Here is a 17207-nt window from a genome sequence, read left to right as displayed (position 1 = left end):
CCATGTCCTTCCGATCAAAGGCATGGCGAGACGAGGCGAACGATGGTCATGGCGAGTCATGGCGTTTCGCGAAAGCGTGAAGATGAACGTGATGGTTCGGCCAAGTCTACAAGAAGGCTCCCTGGCGTTCCCCGCGACGAAAGGGGGATGACTCAGGATCCGGCCCACGGCCGCCACGGCTGCCCGGATTGGGCGAACCAGGCTTCCAGCGCGAAGCTGGCCCGCCGGCCCAGCGCCGCGGCATGCTGCGCCAGCCAGCGCTCGGCGGTATCCCAGCCGAGGTCGTGCAGGGCCCGAAGCTGGTTGGAGCGCGTATCGGCGGCGGAATGCCCCAGCGCGGCGAGCCCTTCGTCAGGCGCGAGCAGATGCAGCCGCAAGTCGCGCAGCCGACGCTCCGCTGGCGAGGGCCACAGGTGGCGCGCAGCGCGTTCGCGGGCCAGGGCGAGGTCGCGCAGCTCGCGTGAGAACGCCGCGCCAAAAGAAAGCTCCGCCGACAGCATCGCCGCCTCGCGCGCGTTGCGCGGCATCGCGCGGCGTTGCAGCGGCTGCAGCAGCACGCACAGCAGATCGTCACCACCTTCGCCCAGCAGCGGTTCGAGCGCCGGATTGCCGGCGAAACCACCGTCCCAGTACGCCTCGCCGTCGATATCCGTCGGCGGAAACCACGGTGGCAGGCTCGCCGAGGCGAGCAAGGCGTCGTGGCTGAGGCGCGCGCCATCGAACACGACGAGGGCGCCGTCACGCATGCGCGTGGCCGCCACATGCAGCGCGACCGGTCCGTGCCGCAAGGTCTCGATATCGAAGAACTCCTCCACCACTGGACGCAGCGGATTGACGCCGCCATGGGCTCCCGCGGCCGCGGGAGGCCATGGCAGGGCATCGCCGAACAGCCGCGATTGCGCCTGCCACCAGTCGGCGATCGCGTTGCGTCCGCCCAATCCTTGCCAGAACGCATCCAGCGATGCCCGCGCGCCTTCGGCACCGCCACGGGCCCAGCCTTGCGCCAAGGCCGCTGCGTTCATGGCACCACTGCTGGTGCCGCACACGGCCTCGACGTTCAGTCCCGGCCATTGCAGCAGGCGATCCAGCGCGCCCCACGTAAAAGCGCCATGGGCTCCGCCCCCTTGCAGGGCGAGCTTGAGCGTGACCGTATCGGCGGCATTGGTGCGTTGCACCACCCGATCTTCGAAGGAGCGCTCGTAAACCGTCAAGGGCGGCGTGAACGTCTCATAGCCCGTGCACGCTGAGGCGATAGCGGTCCCTGCCGTCCTCCTTGGCTTTGTACAGCGCTTCGTCCGCGCATTGCATCAACTCGTCCAACGAAGCCGGATCGCGACACAGCGCGGCGCCGACGCTGAGACTCGCCTGGATACGGGTCGCGTCCAGCGCGATCGAGGCGCTCATCGCTTCGACCACCTTGCCCGCCAGCGCTTCGGCGGCATAGGTGGCATCCACGTCGTCGCAGAGGATGACGAACTCGTCGCCGCCCAGCCGCGCGACCAGATCCGACTTGCGCACCGAAGATTTGAGTCGCCGCGCCACTTCGCGCAACACGGCGTCGCCCGCGGCGTGCCCGTGCCCGTCGTTGATCTGCTTGAAGTAGTCCACGTCCACCAACATCAGCAACATCGGCGAACGCGTGATGGATGCGCGTTCGAGCGCCGCCTGCGCGCACTCGGTGAAGTAGCGGCGATTGGCCAGATTGGTGAGCGTGTCGTAATGGGCCAGGAAGGACAGCTTCTGCTCGGCCAGCTTGATTCGCGTGACATCGGTGGTGAAGGCGTAGAAGCCCGTGCTCTCGCCCATCGCGGAGGTCGCCGGCAGGTACGTGGCCTGCAAATGAAAGTGGCGGCCGTCGCGATCCAGTTCATACTCGAAGGTCGTCTCCCTGCCCTGCAACGCCGCGGCGATGTGCGGCTTGAGCAAGCCATACAACTGCGGTCCGTGCACCTCGCGCACCGAACGCCCGGCCATCACCTCCGGTGCCTGGCCGGTGATTTCCCGTGCATAGCCGTTGACGAACAGGTAGTGCTCGTCTGCGTCGACATGCGCGATCAGGGCCGGCACCCGGTCAGTGATGGTGCGCAGCCGCTTTTCGGTGTCGGCGAGCGCTTCCTCAGCGAGCACGCTTTCGGTGATGTCGCGGCCGGTATAGATCAGCTCCATCTCACCGGCGTGGTCGGGACTGGGGGCGACGCGCACCAGCGCCTCGATCCATACGTAGTGGCCCTTGCGGTGCTGCAGGCGATAACGCGTAGTCGACACCTTGCCGGTGCTCCACATCAGGTCCATGGCCGTAGCCACGCGCGCGCGGTCGTCCGGATGGACCAGGTCGGGGCGCGGCAGCATGAACTCGCCCGGCTCCCAGCCGAGCAGATCCTTGATGGACGGCGAAACGTAGCGCCGTGCACCATCCCGTGCGATGCGCATCACCAGATCGCCGGCATAGTCGGCCAGCAGGCGATAGCGCACCTCACTTTCACGCATGCGCCGCGCGAAGCGCCGGCGATCGGCCTGCCCCAGCGCCACCGGCACCGCGACCAGGCACACCACGCCAAGGAATACCTGTCCCAGGACGGCGCGCTCGACCGAGCCGGCGCCGGGAATGAGATTCAGCGGGCCCTGGCCGGTCGACATGGCGACGTTCGCGATCAGGGTGACCGCCGCCACGCCAAGCACCAGCCCGGGAAAACGGTGACGCATCACCACATACAGCAGCGGTGCGAACACCACGAACAGCAACGGATAGCGCGACTGCATGAACACCGCGATGGTGATCGCGCCCAGCAGGACCATGTCGCGCAGGAACACCAGCCTCCGGCGTGGAGGACCAAGCATGCGCGAACGCTGGATGAGCACCACCAGGGTAAGCGTGGCGATGATCACCATGCCCAGCAGGTGCGCGCGGAACCACCAGTCGGCGGTCTCCCAGAACGGCGTATCGGTCGCGGCGTAGAGCACGAAGGCGGCAAGCAGCGCGGAAACCAGCGAAGCCACCAAAGTGGAAGCCATCGCCACTTGCCCGAGGCGCAGGAAGGGTGTGTCGTCCTGGATGCGCGGAAAGAATCGCCGCACGCCGTGGGCAACGATCACCACCTCGATGCCGTTCACCAGGCCGAGCAGGACACTGGAGACCAGCGGATCGCGCAACAGCAACAGCCTGCCGATCAGGTAACCCAGGTAGGCCGTCGCCAGATAGAGCGGCCAGCGATCGCTGGCCACGCGCAGCAGCGTCCCCACCACCACGCCATTGGCGATCCACATGGTCACCGTGCTGCCGGTCTGGCGCGTGAGCAGCAGCGAATAAGCCGTAGCCACGAGCACGGCGACGAGCAGCGCCGAGGCCTCCCCCCAGCGCATCCAACGCGGCTCCCGTCGTCCTTGCTCTGCCTGCGGCATCACGGCTCCCGTCGAACCAGGGCGTGCTTTCCTCACTGCATGCCGATGCTTATAGCCAGCAGCCGCTGAAAAAAATGTGGACTGTTCGCCGTTGCAGGCAGCGCGCGAAACACTGTGCCATGGAAACGCAAAATCCCGCCGGAGCGGGATTTCGGGAAACGGCTGGTGCCGACAGTCTGACTCGAACAGACGACCTACCGCTTACAAGGCGGTTGCTCTACCAACTGAGCTATGCCGGCGAGGGACGCGCAGTCTAGCAGGTCACCCCCGCCGCCTGCAGGCGCAAGGCGCGGCGATCAGAAGCATCCAGTGCTGTGCGAGCCCACGCCGGCGCTGTTGCGCAGGCGGCTGCGCCAGTCGAAGCGCGCGCCGTCGGCGACGGCCAGATCCAGCCAGTACTCGGGCACGGTCTCGGTGCGCTCGATCATCTGCGCGGGGAAACCGGCGGCCACCACTTCATCGCGCCGCTTGCGCGCATTCGCCGGGTCCTTGAACAGGCCCAGGGAGATGGTATTCGGCTGCCCGCCGGAGCCAACCACGAAATAGTCGCCGATGTTCGCCGCACTGAGCCGCCGCGCCTGCGCCAGCGCCTGCTCGCGACTGGCGCTGGCCGGCAGATAAACCCACCAGCCACGGGTCTGCGTGGTCTGTTCCTGGCGCGAGCGCATGCGTGTGGCCTGCGCCGAAAGCGCGTTGCGCGCGCTGTGCAGATCCACCGGCGTGGCGAAAGGACCGATGGAAATGCAGGTGTAGCTGGTGGGACGCGAAGGATTGGCGGCCTCCGGCACGGCCGCCTTCGTTGCCGGCGCTTCCTGGCGGGATGGCGCGGAGGCCACCGGGGCGGGAGCGGGTGCCGTGCCCACACTGGCCGGCACGCTGGCCGGCGGTGCGGGTCGTTCGGTCAGCAGGTGCAGCGTCGGTACGTCCGGATCGCTGGCGCTGCGGCCGTGCGCATCGTCCTGACCCAGCCATAGCCACGCACCGACGGCAATGTTGAGCGCGACCAGCAAGACCAACAACAGGCGCAGAACCATTCAAGACCTACACGGGCACGAGGGACGAAGGAAACGCGCCATTCTAGAGAGAGCGGGTGGGCGCGGGATGCGTATCAGCCCACACCGCCAGCCCGTGCAGCACGCCGTCCTCGGCCAATTGCGCCGGCAGGTCCAGCAGCGGCAGCAGGGCCTGCGCATCGCCGCCGCCCAGACGCAGCGACGGCGCGCCACCCAGCGCGGGCGCCATACGCCGGGCGAAGCGCTCGATGAGCGCTGCGGCCGCCTGCCAGCAACCGGAGGCCACGGCATCGGCCGTGTTGTCCGCCACGTCGAGCACTTCGCCGGCCCGCTCCGGCCGGACCCGCGCCGTGGCGCCCACCAGCGATTGCTGCATGAGCTGCGGCCCCGGCGCGATCAAGCCGCCCAGATGGCGGCCATCGGCGGCGAGCGCGTCGAGCGTCAGCGCAGTGCCGACACCGGCGAGCACGCAGGGCGCATGCCCTGCCGCGTACGCGGCAACCATGGCGAGAAAACGATCCACGCCCAGCCGCTGCGGTTCCGCGTAAGCGCTGCGCACACCGCAGCCCTCGGCCGGCGTGCGCAACCAGAAGGTGGCATGCGTCCAAGCTTCCTGCACCGCGCCGGCCACGTGCGATTCGCGCGCGAGGTCGACCACCGAAGCGCCCAATACAGCTTCCGGCGCCGGCATGCCGCGCCAGGCATCGCGCAAGACCGCACGGACGTCTTCGTCCCAGGCCACCGCACCACGCGCGTGCCATGCATCGCCCTGACGCATCGCCCACTTCAGGCGCGTATTACCCAGGTCCAGCAGCAGCTTCATGCGCGGCGCACCGTGACATCGGCGCTATCGATCCGGTGCAGTCCGTCGGCGGCAGTCACCAGCAGCGCGCCGCGCTCGTCCACGCCGGCTCCGATGCCTTCGAGTGTCCCTTGCGCGCCCTGCACGCGCAGCGGCGCGTTCTTGAGCAGGTCGTGGCGGGCGTAATCCTCGACGAAGCCGGCGAAGCCTTCGCGCTCGAAGCGATCGAGCCCATCGACAAGCGCGGCGATCAGCGCCGCCGCCACGGCGTTGCGATCGGGCGGCGTGCCGTCGGTCAGCGACGACAAGTCGCAGCTGGGCTGCCCGGCCTGTTCGCGCAGGGCATCGGTCAGGCACAGGTTGAGGCCGATGCCGATCACTGCCGCGCAAGGCCCCTGATACTCCCCGCTGAGCTCGACCAGGATGCCGGCCAGCTTGCCGCCGCGCGCCAATACGTCATTGGGCCACTTGAGCCCGGCGTCGGCGATGCACAGCGATTCGAGCGCATGGAGCAGGATCACGCCGACCGCCAGCGACAGGCCCGACAACGCGGCAAAACCCGCATCGAAGCGCTTGAAGCAGGACAGGTACAGATTGAGTCCCGGCGGCGACAGCCAGCTACGCCCACGGCGCCCGCGGCCGGCGCTCTGGGTCTCGGCGATCACCACGCTCAGGTCCGGCAGCGTGGCGCTGCGCCGTTGCAGTTCGCTGGAGGTGGAGTCGAGCTCCCAATGCACCTCCAGCTCGCCAAGGCGCTTGCGCAGCGGCTCTGGCACGCCAGCCCGGATAGGCCGGGCGTCGAGCATCTGCAAAGGCCAGGGCAGCCGGTAGCCGGCCGCGCCGCGCGCCTCGATCGGCACGCCACGGGCACGCAGGGCCTGAATCTGTTTCCAGATGGCCGCACGCGTCACGCCGCCCTGTTCGGCCAGGCGCTCGCCGGAGAGCGGCTCCCCCGACGCCAACAGGGCAAGCAGTTGCTGCGCCTGCATCAGCGCGGACCGTCGACGAATGGCGCCCGGCGGGCGGAAACGGCCGCCGGGGAGGAAGAAATCGCATGCATTGGGCCATCTTAGAGCCTGCGCCTGACGTCGAGTAGCGGCCGACGCACCGCCCGGCCTAGTACTTGTGGGACTGGTGCAGGGCACCCTTGCCGGTCCTGGCACTGGCGTCACGTTCACGATTCTGAGAGGATCGGACCCTTGGCTTGCGGATCAAGGGGTTGAGCCGCCATGGGCATCAGGCAGTTCCTGTTCGCGTGTGTTCTCTGCGTCGGCGGCATCGGTGCCGCATCGGCCATGGAGGCCGATACCCAGGAATTGGGCTCCCTGCAGCGCGGCGCCGACGGCGCCGTCAGCCATGACGTCAGCGGCAACGGCAGCGATGCGCTCGGCGTTCCGCACGACAACAGCACGCAGAGCGCTCCGGCCTCCGGCTCCTCCAGCGAGAACTGCCCGCCCGGCGGCGGCGGTTCCTCCGCCACGCAACGCAGCCGCCGCATCAGCCTGGGCTGGCAGTCGTTGCTGCCGGGCTCCATCCAGTAAGCCGTTCTCGTGGTGGGGGCGTGGTGGCGACAGTGGCTGTCGCGCTTTGACCCGCCGCCGGTTCCCGACCCGCTCTGGCGCCGCGCCCTGGCCGTATGTCCGCTGGCGCGCCGTCTCGATGAAGACCGCCAGAACCTGCTGCGCCGCCTCGCCGCCCAATTCCTCGCGCGCAAGCGCTTCCACCCGCTCGCCGGGGCGGAGCTGGACGACCGTCTGCGCCTGCTGATCGCTTTGCAAGCCTGCCTGCCGGCGCTGCAGCAGGGGGCCGGCGGGCTGCGCGGCTGGCGCGAAATCCTGGTCTATCCAGGCGAATTCAAGGTGCGTCGCAGCCACCACGATGAACACAGCGGCGTGGTCAGCGAGGCAGATGACGTACTGATCGGCGAAGCCTGGGAGCGCGGCCCGCTGATCCTGTCCCTGGCCGACGTGCAGCTGGACCTCGAGCAACCGTGGGATGGCTATAACGTGGTCGTGCACGAAATGGCGCACAAGTTCGACATGCTCGACGGCGCGCCGGACGGCGTGCCGCCGCTGCCCGAATACATCCGCCGGCGCGACTGGATCGTGGCCTTCCAGCGCGCCTACGACAACCTGTCGGACGAAGTGGCGCGCGGGCGCGACACGCTGATCGACGCCTACGCGGCCGAAGGCCCTGACGAATTCTTCGCGGTGACGAGCGAGCTGCACTGGTCGCAGCCAGGCGTGCTGCGCCGGGCCGACGCCCCCGTGGCGGCGCTGCTCGACGCCTATTACGGCCCCTCGCCCGCACCGCTGTGACTCAGCCCGGCGGCAAGCGCACGCTGAAGCGGGCGCCGCCGAATTCCGGCGAATGATCCACGCTCAACTCACCGCGGTAGGCCTTGATGATGTCCTGCACGATCGACAGGCCGATGCCGTGCCCCTGCACGCGCTCGTCGCCGCGTACGCCGCGCTGCAGGACCTTCTCGATCTTGTCGTCGTCGATGCCCGGGCCGTCGTCTTCCACGCTGATCCACAGCCCCGGGCGCTGACGGCCGGCGACCGGTTCCATCTTCACCACCAGCAGCACGCGGTGGCCTGCCCACTTGAAGGCGTTCTCCAGCAGGTTGCCCAGCAGTTCGAGCAGGTCGCCCTGCTCGCCGTAAAAAGCGGCGCCCTCTTCGATGTCGAACTCGCACAGCACGTTCTTCGCCGCGTAGACCTTTTCCAGGCTCTGCACCAGGTCTTCCGCGTGGCCGGCGATCGGGATCGCGCTCGCGAACGTCTGGCGTCCGGTGGTGGCGGCACGGGCCAGCTGGTAGGCCACCAGCTCGTCCATGCGGCGCACCTGGTCGAGCACGTCGTTACGCAGCGGCGAGAGGCTGCCGTCGGTGGATTCCAACCGCGAGCGAATCACCGCCAGCGGCGTCTTCAGGCTATGCGCGAGATCCGCCAGCGTGTTGCGGTAACGCGTGCGCTGCTCGCGCTCGCTGTCGATGAAGGCATTGATGCGCTCGGTGAGGCCGGTCAGTTCCAGCGGATAGCGACTGTCGAGTTGCTCGGCGTCGCCGCGCTCCACGCGGCTCATGTCGTGCGCCACCTTGCGCAACGGGGTGAGGCTCCAGCGCAGCAGCAGCAATTGCAGCAGGATCAGCATCACGCCCAGCGAGGCCAGCCAGAAGATCAGGCTGCGCCGGAACACCGCGTTCTGGCCTTCGAGCTGGTCCTCCGCCTGCGCCACCATGAAGGTGACTTTCACCGATTTCCTTTCCGAGGTATCCAGCACCACGCCGTAGGCGTAGTAGTAGAGTCGCCCCATGCGCGTGTCGATCGGCCCGACGAACTGGCCCTGGCCGGGATCGAGATGCTTGAGGAAGGGGAAATCGCGGCCGATCGCCGAAGGCGATTTCAGCGTCGCGCCATTCTCGCCCAGCGCGAGCGCATACAGGCCCGAGCCCGGCTGGGAAAAGCGCGGGTCAGGCGGAGTATCGGGCAGCAGCACTTTGCCGTTGCGCCCGACTTCGGTGCCGGCAAGGTAGGCGACGAGGAAATTCGTCAGGCGGTCCTGCAGTTCCTTCTGCGCGGTTTCGGCGCTGGTGCGGGAGAGCGTGAGGCCTACGACACCCAGGAAGGCTGCCAGCACGAAGCCGGTGGCCAGCGCCGCTCGCGCCGCCAGCGAGAACGGGCGGCGCGGCTGGTCGGGATCATTCGCCTTCGTTTTCGCTGCGGGGGATGGCAAAGCGGTATCCGCGTCCACGTACCGTCTCGATGGGCTTGAGGGTGCCTTCCGGGTCGAGCTTCCTGCGCAGACGGCCGATGAAGACCTCCAGCACATTGGAGTCGCGGTCGAAGTCCTGCTGGTAGATGTGCTCGGTCAGGTCCGCCTTGGAGACCAGCTCACCCGCGTGCAACATCAGGTATTCCAGCACTTTGTACTCATAGCTGGTGAGGTCCACGAGCTTGCCTTCCACCGACACGGTCTGCGCGGTGGTGTCCAGCTTGATCGGGCCACAGGCCAGCACCGGCTTGGACCAGCCGCTGGCGCGGCGCACCAGCGCGTTGATGCGCGCCAGCAGCTCCTCGACGTGGAACGGCTTGACCAGATAGTCGTCGGCTCCGTGCTTGAGGCCTTCGACCTTGTCCTGCCAGCTGCCGCGCGCGGTAAGGATCAGGATGGGGTAGCGCTGCCCGGCTTCGCGCAGCGCCTTGACCAGGTCCATGCCCGACATCTTGGGCAGCCCCAGGTCGATGATGGCCAGATCAAACGGCACTTCACGGCCAAGGTACATGCCCTCTTCGCCGTCCTGCGCCGCATCGACAGCAAAGCCGTCGCGCTTCAGGCGTGCGGCGAGCGTCTCGCGCAGCGGCGCCTCGTCCTCTACCAGAAGGATGCGCATCAGTGTTTCTCCTTATTGCCCTCGCCATTGCCGGCCGGGCTCTTGGTTGAATCCGAGGAAGCCGGAGCCTTGCCCGCTTCCGTGTTCAGGGTAATCACGCGTACGTGCCCGGAGGGGGTGAGCACCTTGATGCGGTGCTCGAACGCATTACGGCCGCGCTGCACGGTACTGGCCGACAGCACTTTGCCCCCGGTCTCCTGCTGCACCTTGTTGACCGCCTGCTCGAGCGTCATGGCCGGCTCCAGCGCCTGCGCGGCCACCGAAATGGTCGTCAGGAGCAACAAAAGAGCCGATATGCGCAAAATTGTCTTCATTTCGCCAACAAAACCCCGGGGAACGGAGGCTATCCTCGTTCAGACTATGGAACCGGGCCTGAATACTGACCCGATCGCCCCCGGCTGTCACGCCGCTACAGGCCGCCTGGACAGCATGGCCCGCTCCAGCAAGGCCCAGCCCGCTCCCGGCAGATGGGCCTCCTCGCTGAGGAGGCGGCGGAATCCGCGCGCACCCGGCTCGCCCTGGTAGAGCCCGAGCAGGTGGCGGGTGATGTGCTTGAGCGCGGTGCCGCGGGCCAGTTCCGCCTCGATGTAGGGGCGCATGTGCCGCAGCACGTCCTCGCGCTCTGGCAGCGGCTCGCCGTAAAGCGCTGCCTCCACCCGGGCCAGCACGTAGGGATCGTGGTAAGCCGCGCGGCCGAGCATCACGCCATCGACATGGACCAGATGGGCCTGCACCTGCTCGGCGGTGGTGATACCGCCATTGATGACGATGGCAAGTTGAGGGAATTCGCGCTTCAGTCGGTAGACGCGCTCGTAGTCCAGCGGCGGGATCTCGCGGTTTTCCTTCGGGCTCAGCCCCTGCAGCCACGCCTTGCGCGCATGCACCACCAGTATCTCCACGCCCGCGCCGATCATGGTCTCGGTGAAATGCTGCAGGTCGGCGTACTCGTCCTGGTCGTCCACGCCGATGCGGCACTTCACCGTCACCGGCACGTCCACCGCATCGCGCATGGCCTTCACGCAATCGCCCACCAGCACTGGCTCACGCATCAGGCAGGCACCGAACTTGCCCGATTGCACCCGATCGGACGGACAGCCCACGTTGAGGTTGATCTCGTCATACCCCGCCTCCGCGCCATGACGCGCGGCCTGCGCCAGCTCCACCGGATCGCTGCCACCCAACTGCAACGCCACCGGATGCTCCTGCTGGCTGTGCTCCAGCAACCGCAACTGCTTGCCGCGCACCAACGCAGCGCTGGTCACCATCTCGGTGTACAGACGGGCGTGAGGGGAAAGCAGGCGATGGAAGTACCGACAGTGACGGTCGGTCCAGTCCATCATGGGGGCGACCGAGAGGCGGAAATCGGAGGGGGCGAGGGTTTGCATGGGGATATTCTAGCTGCCCCGTGTGCTGGTCGTTTTCGGACCGCCCATCTAGTGAGTCCGCCTTCGCCAGTAACTTAATGACTCACGCCCCCATTTCGCGTAGGCGACGTAGGGCGGAAATCCACTTGGTCGCTCGCTGAGCGCACATATCAACTGCGGCATGTGGCTAAAGAGCCAATGCCATCGATCCCTGTGATCATTGTCACCGCATGCAATAGCAACGGTGAGCAGCACTCACACAACGCTTCGTAATTATTCCGCGGACGTGCAAACACCAATAATCTGCAGGATGTCGGCAGCGACCTGATCGGTGGAGAGTTCAGCTGACCGGACCTATCGTGTTTGCATATATGGCTTTCCAGGCGCCGGTCATTTCGTGCCTCGCGAAGCGCCACAGGCTTTTGCTGAAGCGGTTCTCAAGATAGTGGCGTGTCGAGGCTGATGTTGACTGAACACAGATGGCACGCATCGTGAGTTCGTTACCATGCCCTTCGCCAGAACAGACTTCTCGAGATCCACTACGAAACCGGAGGTGATCCGACGACTTCAGCGGTGTTGCTGCTGCACGGATGGCCTGACGATGTGCGTGGCTGGAGAGGCATCACGCCGGTGCTTGAAAGTGACGATTGTTGGTGGATCGCGCCCTGGCTCAGAGGATGCGGACCGACTCGCTTTCTTTCGGATACGACCCTGCGCGATGGTCGAACCGAGGCCCTGGCGCAAGATGCGATTGACCTTATGGATAGCCTGGGCATCGAGCGCTTCTCCGTGATAGGACACGACTGGGGTGCACGCGCCGCATATGCACTCGCCGCGTTGATTCCCCACCGCCTCCTCTCGATCGCCTCGATTTCGTTGGCCTACGCACCACGCGGCGCGTTCGTCGTTCCGGCATTTCGGCATTTCGGCAATCGCGTGCGTGGTGGTATCAGTGGTTCATGTCGGTCGATAAGGGGGCTGAAGCTGTAGCGAAGGACCCCAAAGAATTCGCGAAACTGCAGTGGGAGACTTGGAGTCCGCCGGGATGGTTCGACGAGGCCGAATTCGAAGCGACCGCGCGGAGCTTCGAAAACCCGGACTGGCTCGCCATTACCTTGAACGGCTATCGCAGTCGTTGGCGAGATGATGAAGTGCGGGATTCGCGATACCTCGAACTTTCGCGCCGGATCGCGGCAGTGGAACAACTCGGCGTGCCGACACTCCTGATCCAGGGGGCAGCCGATGGCACTGTCCTGGCGTCAAGCCCCGAAGGCCAGGAGAAATGGTTCAGCCGCGGCTATCAGCGCATCGTATTGGACGGCATCGGCCATTTCCCGACACGCGAAGCGGCAGATGTCGTCGGATGCAGGCTCTTGTCTCACATTCGGGAACATGGTTGAGCTCTCCCCTTGGAGCAGGGCTTCTTTGCCACTCCCTCGCCGAACGAGGTGATGTTGCTTAAGGCTGAGATCTCGGCAAGGCGCTCACGCTTGACGCCCCGTCCCGACTTAACGCCACTGGTCCCGTTTCACGCCAAGACTGGGGCTTTTAGTCTGGCGCGGCTAGCCTTCTCGCGACTCCGACTTCATTGGCGGCTTGGTCGCCGCCCCCGCCTTTTTCATCCCCGAAATGGGGGTAAAGAACCCGACAGCGGCGATGATCCATCCAAGCAACGTGACTGCATATCCAAGCTTGTGCGCACCAAGGAGAGCGAGAGCAAAGCCGGCTCCAGCCATCGCAAAGCCAACGATACCGATGCGCACGCCGAGGAAACCTTTATCGGTGAAGATGATCTTCAAATCGAAGTCTTCATCGATCATCAAGTCTCTCCGTCCGCTCTGTCTACGCCTAAGGAGGGGTTCCGGCTCACGTCCGAGAGAATTGGACGCTCCTCAGCTTTGCAAAGCCGCCCGGAGACTGGTTGCCAACGCTACTCGCTCTTCAGGGGCGTAAGGCATCTTCTGTCCCGCATACAGCCCGTCATTCGAGTAGCGCGGAAATACATGAAGATGGTAGTGCCACACATCCTGATTACCGGCCGGACCGTTGTGTTGGCGAGTGGAGATTCCCTCGCACCCAAAGGCATTCCGCATAGCGTGCGCCAAGCGACGCGTGGCACGAAAGAAGTCGCTGCCGAGATCGTCAGGGATGTCCAGCACATTCTCATAGTGGCTCCGAGGTACGACCAGGCAGTTGCCTTTTATGCCGCCGTAGTGATGAGTCGGAACCAGGGCGAACACGTTGGCGTCCATCAGGACAACGGCTGACTCTGGAGCTGGCGATGGAAGCGTTCCAGCAATACCGCAGAACGGGCACTCGTACCCGGGTGGAGCATTTTTCATTACGCCAATCCCCTTAAAAAACCGCCGCATCATCCCAGCCATAGCCACCTTGGCTCAAAAAGCGGACGCCTCCATCATGCCGCATGCGGCTCAATGCCGAGCAGGAATAAGAACGGGCTAAGGTTCGCTTCCCATGGATCGGAGATCAACCTTAGCCCGCCTCGCTGCTCGCTGATTCTGGGTATGCGGGCGTTGCCTGAAAGCGCGCAGCTCACAACCTCATTAGCCCGGCAAGCTGACCACCGGCCTGAAGCCGCCAAAGATCATGCGCTTGCCATCGAAAGGACAATCGGCCGCGGCCTCCATGCGTGGATCTTTCATGAATTTCGCCATGCCGGCGTCGCGAGTGGCCTTGTCGGGCCATTCCACCCACGAGAAAACCACGGATTCATCCTGCTTCGCCTGCACGGCGCGGCTGAAATCGGTGAGCTTGCCGTCGGGCACATCGTCGCCCCAGCACTCCACCACTCGGGTGGCGCCATACTCCACGAAAATGGCGTCGAAGGTACTGGCGTGCGCGATGAATTTCTCGCGGTTGGCATTGGGTACGGCGATCACGAAACCGTCGATATAGGACATGTTTGTTTCCTTGACGTGAAGGGTGACCCGGGATGGTCACCTCTACGCAGGCGACGAATGAGCGACGGCAGGATCGACACGGACCTCCGGAGAAACCTTCCGCCATGGATCGCCGCCCTGCTCGCGATGCAACATGTCCGAGGTTTCATCCGCTCTTCCAGCGCGGCGCCTTCGTAACCAGCTGACAACCGGGCGCACAACCAGATGAAGTAGCGTGCCATGCGAGAACGGTACGAGCTGACGGGCAAAGCGTCTCCGCTGTTCGCCTCGCAATGCACCTGTAGAAAGGCACAGATCACGGGGTAACGAAGCGCTGTTAGAAGCGAGCCCTTTGCCTCGGCGTCCCCAGGCATCCCCCTGCCCGACGAGAACGGACACTGCACCCTTCGCCGTGACTTTCGACTCCTTATCGGCCCCGTCCGCTTCTGCAAAAATCCAGCCATGCCCCCCTCCATCGAATGCCGTCTCCCGCTGTTCGAATCCCAAACCCCGGCCGACTGCGATCGCGGTTGCCTGAAAGGTCTTCATCCGCTCGCGGATCGCACGGCGATCATCCGTCAGTCGACGTATGCCTACAGGGAGTTCGAGACCGTGTCTTACCGCATCGATCCCGAGAGAACGAACGGCGTTCCCGAATGTGCCGGCTCGCTCCAGGGCGATGCCATCCAGCTCAACGATCGGCTAAGCGTGTTCACCATGGGCAACGACAGGCATCGCCGCGGACGATACTCCGTATTCGTCACACTCTTGGGCTCCTTGCTGACTCTAGCGACGCATCAAGCAAGCGCGTCCGAGAAAGACTCCTTATCAGCCGCAAACTACCTGCATCCGCAAACGCTGGTCGAAGTGGAGCGCGGGCGCCGATTGAATCTCCTCTGCATCGGCCGCGGATCGCCTACTGTCTTACTGGATTCGGGCCTTGGCGACTCGTCGCTGACATGGCGCGAGGTACAGGCAGCGCTGGCGAAGCGAACCCGGGTCTGCGCATTCGACCGCGCCGGTTACGGTTTCAGCGACGAAGCCACCAGGCCATCCACGGCACAAGCGGCGGTCGACGACATGGCCGCGCTGGTCGACCGGGCCTCCCTGGGACCGAAAGTCGTTCTCGTCGCCCATTCCCTGGGTGGCGAGCAAGCCTTGCTTTTCGCGCTGGAGAAACCCGACGCCGTTGCCGGCATGGTCCTGGTCGATCCCGCATATCCCGGCCAGCCACAGACAGGAGACGAGGTGGAGCAGCTCGCCAACAATCGCTCCTGCTTGCGCGCGGCTCAGGCCAACCTGTTGGGCCATGACGTCCAGGACTCGCTCCAGCATTGCCTGGATTCCCCTCCCAATAGCGATGCCGCTCTCCACGACGAACTGAATCGGCAGTGGTCACGCGTCCAGAACAACGCGGCACGGCTTTCGGAAGCCGAAAATCTCCATCTCAGGGATGACCATGGCCAATCGGAAAATGACCGGGAGTTGCTGGCGCACTGGCACAGCCTGCGCGCCATGCCGCTCATCGTGCTATCTGCCGGGACGGTTTGGACGTCCACGCCGTCCCTGACCTCTGCCGAAGCAGGCTCGAAATGGGCTGAACATATCAAGGGACATCAGCGCCTCGCGGCGTTATCGTCGCGAGGACGCGATATCGTCGTTCCGGATACCACGCATTACATCCAGCAAATCAAGCCCCGGATCGTTATCGAGGCTGTTGAAGAGGTAACGGAACAGATTAGGGGAGGCGCCGGATCAGGGACGGCGGCAGTTAGCCGTCCATGAACTCACCCGTGGCCCAATGCTCTAGCCGCAGGTGTGAGCTCGACCCATAACGCCGTGTTGGCGACATGCCGGGAAGCGGCGCCGGCGTCGACATCTCACGGAAGCTTTGCGGGGTGGGCACGCGGCCGTTAGCGAGTGCGCACACCCAGCGCGCAAGCTCATCGGCCACGGCGACTCGCCCGCCGGCCGCGGCAGGCACGCTCGAGGGATCAGGCTGCTGGCGGCCACTGTCCTTTCCGTCATGCCGCAGGTCCGATATCTCATCCATTGAGACCCTGTCGGTGGTATCTTGAATACCGTCCCGATTTTCAAGATGCCCGTCATGTCGCCCCCTCCGCACGGCGGCGCCCGTCCCGGCGCCGGTCGCCCCGCCAGCGAACCCACCCAGCGCTTGCGCGTGCCGGAAAGCCAGGTGCCGACGGTGCTGGCCTATCTGGAAGCATATCGCCAGGGCGCCTCGCTCGGGGCGCCGCGGCCGCTGTCGCTGCTGCCTTCGACGGTGGCGCTCACCGCCTTCAGCAGCCGGGTGCCGGCGGGCCTGCCCAGTCCTGCGGACGACGACGTGGCCGACGTGGTGGATCTGAACCGCCACCTCGTCATTCATGGCCACGAGCCGAGCACCTTCATCGTGCGCGTGTCCGGCTGGTCGATGATCGGCGCGGGCATCTTCGACGGCGACGAAGTGCTGGTGGATCGCGCACTCAAGGCGCGCCAGGGCGACATCGTGGTGGCCATCGTCAACGGCGAGCTGTCGATCAAGCGACTGGGCCAGGTCGACGGCAAGGTGGCGCTGCTGCCGGAGAACGCGCACTTCAAGCCCATCGTGTTCAAGGAAGGCGAAACGCTGGAGCTGTGGGGCGTGGTCACCCGCTGCCTGCGCAACCTGCGTTGAGCGCGCCATGGGCCGGGTGCTCACTCTCGATGCACTGTTCGCCGGCCGCCAAGTCTGGCACGGCCGCGCCCAGCCCGCGCCGGCGCCTGGCAACCAACCCACAGGCTGGGCAGCGTTGGATGCCGCCCTGCCTGCGGGCGGCTGGCCGGAACACGCGTTGAGCGAAATCCTGCTGCCCGCCGACGGTGTGGGCGAACTGCAACTGGTGCTGCCGACCCTGGCGCGACTGACGCGCGCCGGCGGCATCGTCGCCGTGATCGCGCCGCCTTATGCGCCTTGCGTCGCCGGCTGGGAAAACCTCGGCGTGACGATGTCGCGGGTGGATATCGTGCAAACCGCCACGCCGCGCGATGCACTGTGGGCTGCCGAGCAATGCCTGCGCTCGGCCAGCTGCGCGGCCGTGCTCGCTTGGCCGCGCGAGGCCGACGATCGCGCCCTCCGTCGCTTGCAGGTGGCGGCCGATGGCGGACGCGCGCTCGGCTTCCTGTTCCGCGATCGCCGGCATGCCGCGCAGGCGTCGCCGGCTGCGTTGCGCCTGGAAGTGGAAACCGCGCCGGCGCGTCAGCTGCGCATCCGCAAATGCCGCGGCGGGCAGCCGCCCGCGCAAGCCATTCCCTTCCCCGTCCATCCCTCCCACGCCGACGGTGCGCGGTGAC

At 65.8% G+C, this 17207-nt stretch carries 19 protein-coding genes and 1 tRNA gene; 7 read left to right on the top strand and 13 right to left on the bottom strand.

Annotation, left to right across the window (positions count from 1 at the left end):
* Nucleotides 1-152: 152 nt before the first annotated feature.
* The 6 genes from ACNR9O_RS00755 to ACNR9O_RS00730 all read right to left on the bottom strand — a co-directional run bounded on the left by ACNR9O_RS00755 (nucleotide 153) and on the right by ACNR9O_RS00730 (nucleotide 6203).
* The gene (locus ACNR9O_RS00755) at nucleotides 153-1175 is read right to left on the bottom strand and encodes a patatin-like phospholipase family protein (RefSeq protein ID WP_473683914.1); all 1023 of its coding nucleotides are present in this window, start codon (nucleotides 1173-1175) and stop codon (nucleotides 153-155) included.
* A 52-nt stretch (nucleotides 1176-1227) separates the two neighbouring features.
* The gene (locus tag ACNR9O_RS00750) at nucleotides 1228-3360 is read right to left on the bottom strand and encodes a diguanylate cyclase domain-containing protein (RefSeq protein WP_473683916.1); all 2133 of its coding nucleotides are present in this window, start codon (nucleotides 3358-3360) and stop codon (nucleotides 1228-1230) included.
* A gap of 202 nt (nucleotides 3361-3562) precedes the next feature.
* Nucleotides 3563-3638: transfer RNA gene (locus ACNR9O_RS00745), tRNA-Thr, on the bottom strand.
* Between the two features lie 57 nt (nucleotides 3639-3695).
* Entirely contained in the window at nucleotides 3696-4433 is a 738-nt protein-coding gene (locus ACNR9O_RS00740; protein WP_473683918.1) for an SPOR domain-containing protein, read from the bottom strand.
* Between the two features lie 43 nt (nucleotides 4434-4476).
* Nucleotides 4477-5235: a type III pantothenate kinase gene (locus ACNR9O_RS00735; RefSeq protein WP_473683920.1), complete on the bottom strand. Its 759-nt coding sequence runs from the start codon at nucleotides 5233-5235 to the stop codon at nucleotides 4477-4479.
* Nucleotides 5232-6203 carry a biotin--[acetyl-CoA-carboxylase] ligase gene (locus ACNR9O_RS00730; RefSeq protein ID WP_473683922.1) on the bottom strand — a complete coding sequence of 324 codons (972 nt, stop codon included), beginning with the start codon at nucleotides 6201-6203 and terminating at the stop codon, nucleotides 5232-5234. The genes ACNR9O_RS00735 and ACNR9O_RS00730 overlap by 4 nt, the downstream gene beginning before the upstream one ends.
* A 240-nt stretch (nucleotides 6204-6443) precedes the next feature.
* Here ACNR9O_RS00730 and ACNR9O_RS00725 point away from each other — a divergent pair, with 240 nt between their 5' ends.
* Together ACNR9O_RS00725 and ACNR9O_RS00720 are read left to right on the top strand one after the other, a co-directional pair.
* Nucleotides 6444-6755, top strand: coding sequence for a hypothetical protein (locus ACNR9O_RS00725; RefSeq protein ID WP_473683924.1), 312 nt, complete (start codon nucleotides 6444-6446; stop codon nucleotides 6753-6755).
* Between the two features lie 9 nt (nucleotides 6756-6764).
* The gene (locus ACNR9O_RS00720) at nucleotides 6765-7532 is read left to right on the top strand and encodes a M90 family metallopeptidase (RefSeq protein WP_473683926.1); all 768 of its coding nucleotides are present in this window, start codon (nucleotides 6765-6767) and stop codon (nucleotides 7530-7532) included.
* Nucleotide 7533: 1 nt separating this feature from the next.
* Here the strand turns inward: ACNR9O_RS00720 and ACNR9O_RS00715 are convergent, their stop codons facing one another.
* The 4 genes from ACNR9O_RS00715 to dusA form a co-directional block, all read right to left on the bottom strand.
* On the bottom strand, nucleotides 7534-8952 hold the full coding sequence (locus ACNR9O_RS00715; RefSeq protein WP_473683928.1) for an ATP-binding protein: 1419 nt from the start codon (nucleotides 8950-8952) through the stop codon (nucleotides 7534-7536).
* Nucleotides 8918-9610 carry a response regulator transcription factor gene (locus ACNR9O_RS00710; RefSeq protein WP_473683930.1) on the bottom strand — a complete coding sequence of 231 codons (693 nt, stop codon included), beginning with the start codon at nucleotides 9608-9610 and terminating at the stop codon, nucleotides 8918-8920. Before ACNR9O_RS00710 ends, ACNR9O_RS00715 begins: the two co-directional genes overlap by 35 nt.
* Nucleotides 9610-9924 carry a PepSY domain-containing protein gene (locus ACNR9O_RS00705; RefSeq protein WP_473683932.1) on the bottom strand — a complete coding sequence of 105 codons (315 nt, stop codon included), beginning with the start codon at nucleotides 9922-9924 and terminating at the stop codon, nucleotides 9610-9612. The genes ACNR9O_RS00710 and ACNR9O_RS00705 overlap by 1 nt, the downstream gene beginning before the upstream one ends.
* Nucleotides 9925-10011: 87 nt before the next feature.
* A complete protein-coding gene (dusA, locus tag ACNR9O_RS00700; protein ID WP_473683934.1) occupies nucleotides 10012-10995 on the bottom strand; it encodes a tRNA dihydrouridine(20/20a) synthase DusA in 984 nt (327 codons plus the stop codon).
* Nucleotides 10996-11547: 552 nt separating this feature from the next.
* On the opposite strand from dusA, the gene ACNR9O_RS00695 reads away from it, so the two are divergent.
* Together ACNR9O_RS00695 and ACNR9O_RS00690 are read left to right on the top strand one after the other, a co-directional pair.
* Entirely contained in the window at nucleotides 11548-11964 is a 417-nt protein-coding gene (locus tag ACNR9O_RS00695; RefSeq protein WP_473683936.1) for an alpha/beta fold hydrolase, read from the top strand.
* Nucleotides 11934-12374 carry an alpha/beta fold hydrolase gene (locus ACNR9O_RS00690; RefSeq protein WP_473683938.1) on the top strand — a complete coding sequence of 147 codons (441 nt, stop codon included), beginning with the start codon at nucleotides 11934-11936 and terminating at the stop codon, nucleotides 12372-12374. Before ACNR9O_RS00695 ends, ACNR9O_RS00690 begins: the two co-directional genes overlap by 31 nt.
* A gap of 162 nt (nucleotides 12375-12536) precedes the next feature.
* Here ACNR9O_RS00690 and ACNR9O_RS00685 read toward each other — a convergent pair whose 3' ends face one another.
* From ACNR9O_RS00685 to ACNR9O_RS00675, 3 genes are all read right to left on the bottom strand, one after another.
* Nucleotides 12537-12794 (bottom strand): hypothetical protein, encoded by a 258-nt coding sequence (locus tag ACNR9O_RS00685; RefSeq protein ID WP_473683940.1) that lies wholly within the window; start codon nucleotides 12792-12794, stop codon nucleotides 12537-12539.
* A gap of 72 nt (nucleotides 12795-12866) precedes the next feature.
* Complete coding sequence (locus tag ACNR9O_RS00680; RefSeq protein WP_473700730.1) at nucleotides 12867-13274, bottom strand: HIT family protein; 408 nt, start codon at nucleotides 13272-13274, stop codon at nucleotides 12867-12869.
* A 264-nt stretch (nucleotides 13275-13538) separates the two neighbouring features.
* Nucleotides 13539-13895, bottom strand: coding sequence for a DUF1428 domain-containing protein (locus tag ACNR9O_RS00675; RefSeq protein ID WP_473683944.1), 357 nt, complete (start codon nucleotides 13893-13895; stop codon nucleotides 13539-13541).
* A gap of 441 nt (nucleotides 13896-14336) precedes the next feature.
* Here ACNR9O_RS00675 and ACNR9O_RS00670 point away from each other — a divergent pair, with 441 nt between their 5' ends.
* The 3 genes from ACNR9O_RS00670 to imuA all read left to right on the top strand — a co-directional run bounded on the left by ACNR9O_RS00670 (nucleotide 14337) and on the right by imuA (nucleotide 17206).
* Nucleotides 14337-15659: an alpha/beta fold hydrolase gene (locus ACNR9O_RS00670; RefSeq protein WP_473683946.1), complete on the top strand. Its 1323-nt coding sequence runs from the start codon at nucleotides 14337-14339 to the stop codon at nucleotides 15657-15659.
* A 322-nt stretch (nucleotides 15660-15981) separates the two neighbouring features.
* The gene (locus tag ACNR9O_RS00665; protein ID WP_473683948.1) at nucleotides 15982-16551 is read left to right on the top strand and encodes a LexA family protein; all 570 of its coding nucleotides are present in this window, start codon (nucleotides 15982-15984) and stop codon (nucleotides 16549-16551) included.
* A 7-nt stretch (nucleotides 16552-16558) separates the two neighbouring features.
* Nucleotides 16559-17206, top strand: a complete 648-nt coding sequence (gene imuA / locus ACNR9O_RS00660) for a translesion DNA synthesis-associated protein ImuA (protein ID WP_473683950.1) — start codon at nucleotides 16559-16561, stop codon at nucleotides 17204-17206.
* Nucleotide 17207: the final 1 nt, after the last annotated feature.

Source organism: Dyella sp. CR10, from assembly GCF_055814425.1.
The sequence above is the reverse complement of the archived record's forward strand: the minus strand, read 5'-3'. Positions and strand labels throughout refer to the sequence as shown.

Bases quoted from the DNA above. Each gene is read 5' to 3' on its own strand.
- ACNR9O_RS00750 (WP_473683916.1), bottom strand. From the start codon at position 3,360: ATGCGCTGGGGGGAGGCCTCGGCGCTGCTCGTCGCCGTGCTCGTGGCT.
- ACNR9O_RS00710 (WP_473683930.1), bottom strand. From the start codon at position 9,610: ATGCGCATCCTTCTGGTAGAGGACGAGGCGCCGCTGCGCGAGACGCTC.
- ACNR9O_RS00670 (WP_473683946.1), top strand. From the start codon at position 14,337: ATGCCCCCCTCCATCGAATGCCGTCTCCCGCTGTTCGAATCCCAAACC.
- ACNR9O_RS00665 (WP_473683948.1), top strand. From the start codon at position 15,982: ATGTCGCCCCCTCCGCACGGCGGCGCCCGTCCCGGCGCCGGTCGCCCC.
- ACNR9O_RS00675 (WP_473683944.1), bottom strand. From the start codon at position 13,895: ATGTCCTATATCGACGGTTTCGTGATCGCCGTACCCAATGCCAACCGC.
- ACNR9O_RS00690 (WP_473683938.1), top strand. From the start codon at position 11,934: ATGTCGGTCGATAAGGGGGCTGAAGCTGTAGCGAAGGACCCCAAAGAA.
- ACNR9O_RS00730 (WP_473683922.1), bottom strand. From the start codon at position 6,203: ATGCAGGCGCAGCAACTGCTTGCCCTGTTGGCGTCGGGGGAGCCGCTC.
- ACNR9O_RS00740 (WP_473683918.1), bottom strand. From the start codon at position 4,433: ATGGTTCTGCGCCTGTTGTTGGTCTTGCTGGTCGCGCTCAACATTGCC.
- dusA (WP_473683934.1), bottom strand. From the start codon at position 10,995: ATGCAAACCCTCGCCCCCTCCGATTTCCGCCTCTCGGTCGCCCCCATG.
- imuA (WP_473683950.1), top strand. From the start codon at position 16,559: ATGGGCCGGGTGCTCACTCTCGATGCACTGTTCGCCGGCCGCCAAGTC.
- ACNR9O_RS00725 (WP_473683924.1), top strand. From the start codon at position 6,444: ATGGGCATCAGGCAGTTCCTGTTCGCGTGTGTTCTCTGCGTCGGCGGC.
- ACNR9O_RS00735 (WP_473683920.1), bottom strand. From the start codon at position 5,235: ATGAAGCTGCTGCTGGACCTGGGTAATACGCGCCTGAAGTGGGCGATG.
- ACNR9O_RS00705 (WP_473683932.1), bottom strand. From the start codon at position 9,924: ATGAAGACAATTTTGCGCATATCGGCTCTTTTGTTGCTCCTGACGACC.
- ACNR9O_RS00685 (WP_473683940.1), bottom strand. From the start codon at position 12,794: ATGATCGATGAAGACTTCGATTTGAAGATCATCTTCACCGATAAAGGT.